At 36.1% G+C, this 6,957-nt stretch carries 7 protein-coding genes; all 7 read right to left on the reverse strand.

Going from position 1 to position 6,957, the window contains the following annotated elements:
- Positions 1-316: 316 nt before the first annotated feature.
- Positions 317-970 carry a phosphate signaling complex protein PhoU gene (gene phoU / locus ACQRDX_RS06815; RefSeq protein WP_427895501.1) on the reverse strand — a complete coding sequence of 218 codons (654 nt, stop codon included), beginning with the start codon at positions 968-970 and terminating at the stop codon, positions 317-319.
- 10 nt (positions 971-980) lie between these two features.
- Positions 981-1,733 carry a phosphate ABC transporter ATP-binding protein PstB gene (pstB, locus tag ACQRDX_RS06820; protein ID WP_427895499.1) on the reverse strand — a complete coding sequence of 251 codons (753 nt, stop codon included), beginning with the start codon at positions 1,731-1,733 and terminating at the stop codon, positions 981-983.
- Positions 1,730-2,554 carry a phosphate ABC transporter permease PstA gene (gene pstA, locus ACQRDX_RS06825; protein WP_427895497.1) on the reverse strand — a complete coding sequence of 275 codons (825 nt, stop codon included), beginning with the start codon at positions 2,552-2,554 and terminating at the stop codon, positions 1,730-1,732. The genes pstB and pstA overlap by 4 nt, the downstream gene beginning before the upstream one ends.
- Positions 2,551-3,393, reverse strand: a complete 843-nt coding sequence (pstC, locus tag ACQRDX_RS06830; protein WP_427895539.1) for a phosphate ABC transporter permease subunit PstC — start codon at positions 3,391-3,393, stop codon at positions 2,551-2,553. The genes pstA and pstC overlap by 4 nt, the downstream gene beginning before the upstream one ends.
- A 319-nt stretch (positions 3,394-3,712) precedes the next feature.
- Positions 3,713-4,579 carry a substrate-binding domain-containing protein gene (locus ACQRDX_RS06835; protein WP_427895495.1) on the reverse strand — a complete coding sequence of 289 codons (867 nt, stop codon included), beginning with the start codon at positions 4,577-4,579 and terminating at the stop codon, positions 3,713-3,715.
- Positions 4,580-4,776: 197 nt separating this feature from the next.
- Positions 4,777-6,117, reverse strand: coding sequence for a sensor histidine kinase (locus tag ACQRDX_RS06840; protein WP_427895493.1), 1,341 nt, complete (start codon positions 6,115-6,117; stop codon positions 4,777-4,779).
- Positions 6,107-6,817 (reverse strand): response regulator transcription factor, encoded by a 711-nt coding sequence (locus tag ACQRDX_RS06845; RefSeq protein WP_427895491.1) that lies wholly within the window; start codon positions 6,815-6,817, stop codon positions 6,107-6,109. The genes ACQRDX_RS06840 and ACQRDX_RS06845 overlap by 11 nt, the downstream gene beginning before the upstream one ends.
- Positions 6,818-6,957: the final 140 nt, after the last annotated feature.

Below are 6,957 nucleotides of genomic sequence, written 5' to 3' on the forward strand. Positions count from 1 at the left end.
CTGATACAGCTGCCAAAGCTAAAGTTGATTTCATTTTGTTTTTAAACATTATTATTATTTCCTCTCACGTTTTGATAGGTCTATCATACTCAAGCAATATGACAAAGCAATAGCGATTATATTAAAAATGTGACAGGAACTTTAGGCTTTAGTTGCCAGATAGGCTACTTTAAGGTTAAAGCGGTTTTATTTAAGGAAACTCTCCGCAACAGTATCCTAAGATAAGGTGAGGACCAATTCATGAGACAAAAAAGCAAGAAGGACTACTCTAAAAAGCCCTCTCTCACTTCTTTTACTTTTTACATAACAGACCAGGCTAGTTTAACTCAACCAATTCTCCTGTTTCCAAATAGACAATACGCTCACAAATATTGGTTAAGTAATCTCCAATACGTTCTATATGACCTGCAATAGTGATGTACTCAACACCTGCTTTAACAGATGTTTCTTGATTCTTCATCTCAGATAAACTACGTTTTGAAATATTCAAAAAATAATCATCTACCTTATTATCTCTCTGTGCTAGTTGCTCAGCTCTCTTTAAATCTCTTTCCTTAAAACTTGCCATAACTTTTTCAAACATCGGCTCAACTAGCTGTGCCATACGATTGATTTCCTCATCCAGCTCAAGATGCCCTTCTCTAGAGGAAAGTTTAGCACTTAATTTAACAATAGCTAAAGCATGATCTCCAATACGTTCTAAATCTGAACAAGCTTTTAAAATAGCAACTACTAAGCGTAAATCAGACACCAATGGATTTTGTAATGCTAAAAGAAGAATACAATTGGTTTCAATCTCTAGTTCAAATTGATTAATCTTGACATCACGTCCTGACAAAGCAACAACATCCTCATCAGAATGTTTACCAATACCTCTCAAAGCAACTTTAAGGTTGGCTAATACCAAATCCGACATGTTGTAAAAGTCTTTCTCTAACTCTCGCAATGATGCTTCAAATTGTTCTCTCATTTCTATCTCCTTATCCAAAACGACCTGAAATATAAGCTTCTGTTCGTTTATCTTTGGGGTTCATAAAAATGGTTTCTGTTTCTCCATACTCACAAATCTCCCCTGATAAGAAGAAGGCCGTTCTATCAGAAATTCTGGCAGCTTGTTGCATATTATGTGTTACCATCACAATAGTATAATCCTTTTTTAGCTCCTGGACTAAATCTTCAATTTTTAAAGTAGAAATGGGATCTAAGGCACTTGTTGGCTCATCCATTAAAAGAATATCAGGTTCAACCGCCAAAGCTCGTGCAATACATAAACGTTGCTGTTGACCACCAGATAAAGATAAAGCACTTTTCCTTAAATTATCTTTCACCTCATCCCAAATCGCAGCTTGGCGCAAGCTTTTCTCAACAATAGCATCTAATGATTTTTTATCACGAATGCCATGTGTACGGGGACCATAGGCAACATTATCATAAATTGATAAGGCAAAAGGATTAGGCTGCTGAAAAACCATTCCGACTTTTTTACGAAGTTTATTGAGATTATACTTCTTATCATAGATATCTTCCTGATCTAGTAATATGTCACCTTCAATACGACAATTAGCAACTAAATCATTCATCCGATTGAGGGATTTCAAAAAAGTTGATTTCCCACAACCAGATGGTCCAATACAGGCGATAATACCTTTATCAGGAATATCGATAGAAATATTTTTCAAAGCATGATGTTGACCATAGTATAAATTCATATTTTTAATTGTGAATCTGCTCATGTGTTTTGACGTCCTCCCTTAATAAGTTGTTGAGATAGTAAAGTGGAAATAGCATTAATAATAATAACGGTTAGAATAAGCACTACTCCTGTCGCGTAAGCTTGGTTCACATGTAATCCTTCACTAGATAACATATACATATGAATCGCTAGTGAACGCCCAGATGATAACAATCCATTTGGCAAATTGCTCGACGTTCCCAAAGTGTACATCAAAGCAGCTGTTTCACCAACAATCCGTCCAATAGACAAAATAACACCTGCTAAAATTCCTGGCATTGCTACTGGTAAAACAATCCTAAACGTTGTTCTCAATTTACCAGCACCAAGTGCTAGACTAGCCTGCCTGACACTGTCACTCACAGACATAAGAGCTTCCTCGGTGGAGCGAATCACTACTGGTAATATCATCATGGCAGAAGTGAGAATCCCTGATAGAAGTGAGTATTGTAATTTAAGAAAAATGACAAAAAACAACATCCCAAACAAGCCAAAAACAATAGAAGGAATACCTGAGAGAGTATCTGAGGCTAATCGAATCACTTTAACCACCTTAGACTCTTTCTTAGCATACTCCACTAAGTAAAATCCCGAAAATATCCCTATAGGTAAAGCAATCAGCAAAGATCCTAAAACTAAGGCAAGGGTCACTAAAATTGATGGAAAAAGCGATACATTTTCACTTGTATAAGTTGTTGAAAAAAGGTCTACATTAAGATATGGTAGCCCCTTAATCAGAATAAAACCGACAATCAAAAATAGAGATGAAAATGTCAGAATACTAAAGCCATAAACTAAGGTCTTTAATAAGTACTTACTCATTTATCAGATTTTCCTTTCACATAAGCAAAACTACTATTAATTAAAAGAATAAAGACAAATAATACTGAAGAGGTCGCAATCAAAGCATCGCGATGCTCATCCGAAGCATAAGCCATCTCTAAAACAATATTTGTAATCATCGTACGTGTCCCTGAAAAAATATCTGCCGGGATAAGAGGCTGATTACCTGCCACTAAAATCACAGCCATAGTTTCACCAATAGCACGACCAATCCCCAAAATAACGGCTGACAAAATTCCAGATTTGGCAGCTGGCAACACTGCACTAAAAATACTTCTTTCATGGCTGGCACCAAGTGCTAAACTACCTGTATAGTAGGCTTGTGGCACAGTACGAATAGCGGATTCTGATAGGCTGATAACCGTCGGTAAAATCATAATTCCTAAAAGAATCGAAGCTGTAAAAACACTCATGCCATTTCCAGCAATCGTTCTAACCCAAGGAACCAATAACTGTAACCCAAAAAATCCGTAAACAATCGAAGGAACAGCTGCCATTAAGTTGACAGCAGACTTCAAAAATGGATAAAGGTTTTTAGGACAATAGTAAACCATAAAAACAGAGGTGAAAATCCCCACTGGCACTCCCAATACAATGGCTCCAAGCGTAATCATCAAAGACCCAACCATCATTGGTAAAATACCATAACTGGCGGGCTGATTAGACGGGGACCAATCACTACCAAACAGAAAGTTTCCTAATCCATATTTGGCAATAAAAGGAATCCCTCCTCTAAAAATAAAGACACATATCAAAAGAATGGACACAATAGCCATAATAGCACATAAGAAAAATAAAGATTTAAAGAAACCCTCTATCCATTTTTGTCGTCTCACATTCCTCTCCTTTCTAAAGAGATGGAAAAAGAACATCAACTCTTCTTCTCCATCTAAAACAGATGATTGAACTTTATCACCTCTAGACGGGTAAGGTGACCTCACAAAACCAAAAAGATTTTTTAAATCTCAACTCAAGTCCAACACCATTTTCAAGAATTCTATCAACATTTCATCACAATGATTTAGCATTAGTAATAGCCAAATGATAGAGGTTGGACTTTCATCCAGCCTCCATCTCTTTTTCACTAACTCACACTGTCGTTCTCATCAACTCTTTAACTAACCTACAATGACCAACCTACTTCACATCAGACCAAGTCGTTGTTTTTCCAGTGAAGATAGAAGAAATTTGATCCATTGTAAGAGAGTCAACTTGATTATCTTTGTTTGTAATAACCACTATGCCATCTAAAGCAATCACTTGGTGTGTCAAACCTGCCTGCTCATCATCAGTTAACTCACGAGATACCATTCCAATATCTGCTGTTCCTTCTTTAGCAGCAGTTATACCAGCAGATGACCCATTAGCTGTCATATCAATCGTAACATCTGGATTCAGCTTACAATAAGATTCCGCAAGTTTTTCAATCAAAGGAGCTACAGAAGTTGAACCTACAATTGATAATTTGCCAGATACTGACTTCGCCTCATAGCTAGCTTTGGCATCTGTTGCTTGAATATAATGATTTTCTTTGACAATAGCCTGTCCTTCCTTAGAGTTAATATAAGAAAGAAAATCAGTGACAATTTCAGAACCTTTGCCTGACCAAACAACATTAAATGGACGTTGCAATTTATATTCTCCAGATAAAACATTCTCTTCACTAGCCTCTACACCATCTAGTTTGACAGCCTTAACTTTATCATTTAAAGAACCTAAAGAAATGTAGCCTACCGCATTCGTATTACCTGACACTGTACTAATCACAACCTCTGTATTATTTTGAATAACCGCAGCTTTCGAGGTATTGTCAACCTCTTTACCATTTTCTTTTGACAAGATACCTGTTAACTCTGTAAATGCCCCTCTTGTTCCAGATCCATCTTCACGAGATACAACTTCAATCGTTTGACCAGAAGAACTGGATCCATTTCCACCACAAGCTACTAGACCCAAGCTGAACAAGCCAAGGGCTGCCATAGATAGTACTGTTTTCATTTTCATTGTTTCATCTCCTAGATAATGATATTTCTTATTGACATCTTTTATTCTAGCAACTCTTTGTAAAGAATCATTTAGGATTTTTGTAAAGATTATGTAAAGATAGTCTATAAATAAAGCACTAGGTGACAAAAAAAGCTGGGCAAACCCCAGCTTACACATCCCTATCTCACTCATATCCTTTAGCGTTTAACTCTCTTTCACAAACCTTTCTTAATATATGGTAAAACAAGGCTAAAGGTGCTCCCTTTATCTAATTCACTCTCAACCGTAATATTGCCCCCCATACGATTCACTAAATCCTTAACAATAGATAGACCTAGACCACTACCTCCACTCTTACGACTTCGCCCCTTATTAACACGATAAAAACGATCAAAAATAAGATCTTGTTTTTCCTTAGCAATACCAATTCCCTGATCTTTAACTTTCATGATAATGGACTTTTCACTAGCTTCAAAGCTGAGCCAAATTTCCCCACCTTCTAAGCTATAACGAATGGCATTAGATAAAAGGTTAAGCAAAACTTGCATTAATAATTCCCGATCAGTTTCAAATATCAGATTTTCCTCCCCTAAAACATGTACAGTAATATCCTTAGCCATCGCTTGTTTTTCCAAAACTTTAACAACATCATCTATCAACGAGCGCAGTGGTATCTCACTCAATAGAAGCTCTCTATCCACCTCACTTCGGGCTAAAACTAAAATATCATTAATAATATGTTCTAATCGAAGACTTTCTTTTTGAATAATAGAAAGAAAGGCACGACGATTCACAACATCCTCATCATCCATTTCCAACAAAGTCTCCGCAAAACCTCTAATAGCTGTTACTGGTGTTCGTAACTCATGTGAGGCATTTGTGACAAAATCTGATTGTATTCGCTCAAAGTGACGTATCTGACTAACATCATAAAATAAAACTAGGACCTCTTTTATCTGATGATCATCATTTAAAATAGGGATAGCTGTCGCCTGAAAAACCAAGCCCCTATCATTATCAAATTCCTTTTCAATTACTTGTTTTGAAGAATAACTAGTATAGATAAACGCTCTCATATCATGTTGATGAAAATCTTTCAGATTTTTAAGCGAATAGTTGTTGTACTCAGGTACAAAATGGACTAAACTATTGCTTGTTTGCTTAATGTCTTGATGGGCATCAAATAAAACTAGGCCAATAGGCATATAAGATAAAATAGCATCCAAACTATCCCTCACATGTCCCTCATTTTGCTGAGCAATTTTTAACTGATTTAATAACCGATTCACCTCTTGGCCTAACTCTTTTAAACCAGAAGACCTAGAAGTCAAAAAACTTCTATGATACTCCCCTGCACCTGCCGCCTCTAAGACAGATAGCAAAATCCGATATTCTCTTTTTTCTCTTCTATACCCAATCATCAACATCAAGCACAAAAATAATAGAATGAGATGAATACACATGACAATAACAGACGAGCCATTTGTCAGCAAAAAATAAAGATCAATAAAAAGAAAGAAAAAGAAAATACCTAGAAAAAGCTCCTTATTTTTCATCTAAATTACCCACAAATTTATAACCATATCCTCTTATAGTCTGAATATAACGTGGTTCTTTGACATTTTCTTCAACTTTTTCTCTGAGCTTTCCAATGTGTACATCAACAAGTCGGGTTTCTTGCCCAACATCAAATCCCCAAACCTTTTCCAACAACCGTTCTCTACTGATCGTTAACCCCTTATTTTTAATCAAATAGTGCAACAATTCGTACTCCTTAGGCGTTAACTTGATGGCTTGATGTAATCGATAAACCTCATGACGATCAATATAAAGCGTCAGATCACCCTCTTTTAAGACCTCTTCTTTTTCTTCTAATGACTCCTCAACTTTACTAGATCGACGTAGAACTGCCTTGATTCTTGCAACTAACTCTCGTGGACTAAAAGGTTTAATCATATAATCATCAGCCCCTAAATCAAGAGCTGTAATTTTATCCATTTCTTCCCCTTTAGCAGATAAAATTAAAATAGGTGTCACAGTATCTGTCTGACGAATTTTCCGACAAATCTCCATTCCATCAAGACCAGGCAACATTAAATCTAGAACAATAAAGTCATAATCTACCGATAAAGCTAACTGTAGTGCAGTTTTTCCATCTTCTGCAGTATCTACCTGATACCCTTCTTTATTAAGATGATAATTCACCAGCATTAAAATGCTTTCTTCATCATCTACGACTAATATTCGCTTTCCCATTATCTCTCTCCTCTTAGTATTGATAACATTATATCATAGCTTAGCCTAATAAAGTTTCCCTATAACAAAAAATCGCTAGAGAAAACTCTAGCGATTTCTTTTTATGATAAGTTTTGAGGAGATATTATGTCAAAACCTAT

Origin of the sequence: Streptococcus sp. SGI.013, assembly GCF_050315295.1 — a bacterium.
In the GTDB taxonomy this organism is placed as follows: Bacteria; Bacillota; Bacilli; order Lactobacillales; family Streptococcaceae; genus Streptococcus; species Streptococcus porcorum.

What these genes read in the sequence shown, in the direction of transcription:
- pstB (WP_427895499.1), bottom strand. Translation starts at nt 1,733, where the DNA reads ATGAGCAGATTCACAATTAAAAATATGAATTTATACTATGGTCAACAT.
- ACQRDX_RS06840 (WP_427895493.1), bottom strand. Translation starts at nt 6,117, where the DNA reads ATGAAAAATAAGGAGCTTTTTCTAGGTATTTTCTTTTTCTTTCTTTTT.
- phoU (WP_427895501.1), bottom strand. Translation starts at nt 970, where the DNA reads ATGAGAGAACAATTTGAAGCATCATTGCGAGAGTTAGAGAAAGACTTT.
- ACQRDX_RS06835 (WP_427895495.1), bottom strand. Translation starts at nt 4,579, where the DNA reads ATGAAAATGAAAACAGTACTATCTATGGCAGCCCTTGGCTTGTTCAGC.
- ACQRDX_RS06845 (WP_427895491.1), bottom strand. Translation starts at nt 6,817, where the DNA reads ATGGGAAAGCGAATATTAGTCGTAGATGATGAAGAAAGCATTTTAATG.
- pstA (WP_427895497.1), bottom strand. Translation starts at nt 2,554, where the DNA reads ATGAGTAAGTACTTATTAAAGACCTTAGTTTATGGCTTTAGTATTCTG.